Below are 1,972 nucleotides of genomic sequence, written 5' to 3'. Positions count from 1 at the left end.
AGAGACAGCCCCACCCCGGATGTGCCGGCGGGTCCCCTGCCGGCGGGGGTCGACCCGCCGGTGGAGGGGATCACCCCCTTCACCACCCCCAACCGCGATTTCTACCGCGTGGACACCGCTCTGACGGTGCCCCGGGTGGACGCGACGGCCTGGCGGTTGCGGCTGCACGGCCTCGGGGTGGAACGGGAGATGACGCTGGGCTACCGCGATCTGCTCCGGCGCGAGCTGGTGGAACGGGACATCACCCTGACCTGCGTGTCCAACGAGGTCGGAGGCCGCTACGCCGGTAACGCCCGTTGGCTCGGGGTGCGGTTGGCCGATCTGCTGCGGGAGGCGGGTGTCCGGGCCCCCTCCGGGGGCGGGCCCGCCGACCAGTTGATCTCGCGTTCCGTGGACGGCATGACCATCGGCACCCCGGTGGAGGCGGTCCTGGACGGTCGGGAGGCCCTGTTGGCGGTGGGCATGAACGGCGAGCCGTTGCCCTTCCGGCACGGTTTCCCGGTCCGGATGGTGGTTCCGGGGCTGTACGGCTACGTCTCGGCCTGCAAGTGGCTCGAGGAGCTGGAGTTGACCACCTTCGCCGAGGTCGACGCCTACTGGGTGCGCCGGCGGTGGGCGGCCGAGGCACCGATCAAGACGCAGTCCCGAATCGACACCCCGCGCCCGTTCGCGCGGGTGGAGGCGGGAACGGTCACCGTCGCCGGGGTCGCCTGGGCTCAGGGGCGGGGCATCGAACGGGTCGAGGTACGGGTGGACGACGGTCCCTGGGAGGAGGCCCGGACGGCCGAGGCGCCGCACCCCGACACCTGGCGCCAGTGGTACCTGGGCCTGCGTCTCGAACCGGGCTCCCGCCGCCTGGAGGTGCGGACCACCGACGGCACCGGGGAGACCCAGACCGCGGAGCGCGTCGGGATCTCCCCCGACGGCGCCACCGGCCGGCATTCGGTGGTGATCACCGTGGAGTGATCCCCGCCCCGTGGAGCCGGGCCGATCCCGGCTCCCGACCCTTCCGCATTCGATCACCTTCGGCTTCTTTCGACCGCTTTGGATCATCACGCTTCGACGTGATTACACCGAAAGATGTCGACACATCCGATGGGTCCGAAAATGCAGCAATCACAGTGGAAACACTGGTAGGTACTGGTTCCGCCGATACATCACGTTCGGACCTTCCGTCACGACAACCCCCTCGGGGCCCGCTCGGGTCCCCCGATTCCAGGAGCTCGTTTCCCATGAACACCCGCATGCGTCGCACCGCCATCGCCGTCGTCACCGCCGCGATGCTTCCGCTGTCCCTGGCCGCCTGCGGCAGCGACGACGCGGCCGACACGAACGACACCGCGCAGGAGGAGACCGGCGCCGACACCGCCGACACCATGGACGAGGGCGCCGAGGAGGACACCGGGGCCGGCATGGACGAGGGCATGGCCGGCGCCGCCGCACCGTTCGGCCCCGGTTGTGCCGCCGTCCCGGAGGAGGGTCCCGGAAGCTTCGAGGGGATGGCCGAGGAGCCGGTGGCCACCGCCGCGTCCAACAACCCCGAGCTCTCCACCCTGGTCACCGCGTTGACCGAGGCCGGCCTGGTCGACACGCTGAACAGCGCCGAGGCCCTCACCGTCTTCGCCCCGACCAACGATGCCTTCGACGCCATCCCGGAGGAGGACCTCAACGCCCTGCTCGCCGACCGGGACCAGCTGACCGAGGTGCTCACCTACCACGTGGTGGGCGAGCGCCTGTCGCCGGAGGACCTGGAGGACGCCGACTACGAGACCCTCCAGGGCGAGGAGGTCACCGTCTCCGGTTCCGACGAGGAGTACACCGTCAACGGCGCCAACGTGGTCTGCGGCGATGTACAGACCGAGAACGCCACGGTCTACCTGATCGACGAGGTGCTGATGCCCTGATCCGGCCCCCGACCCGCCGGTGCCCCCTCCGTCCTCTCACGGGGTACCGGCACCGGGCTCCGGTGCCG

2 protein-coding genes are annotated in these 1,972 nt (G+C 70.7%); both read left to right on the top strand.

Annotated features, from left to right (window positions below; genetic code table 11):
* On the top strand, window positions 1–966 hold a 966-nt coding region (locus FNQ90_RS21240), incomplete at its 5' end, for a molybdopterin-dependent oxidoreductase (RefSeq protein ID WP_182607825.1).
* 266 nt (window positions 967–1,232) lie between these two features.
* Window positions 1,233–1,904 (top strand): fasciclin domain-containing protein, encoded by a 672-nt coding sequence (locus tag FNQ90_RS21235; protein ID WP_182607824.1) that lies wholly within the window; start codon window positions 1,233–1,235, stop codon window positions 1,902–1,904.
* The last annotated feature ends 68 nt before the right edge of the window (window positions 1,905–1,972 follow it).

Source organism: Streptomyces alkaliphilus (assembly GCF_014141535.1).
GTDB lineage: Bacteria > Actinomycetota > Actinomycetes > Streptomycetales > Streptomycetaceae > Streptomyces > Streptomyces alkaliphilus.
The sequence above is the reverse complement of the archived record's forward strand: the minus strand, read 5'-3'. Positions and strand labels throughout refer to the sequence as shown.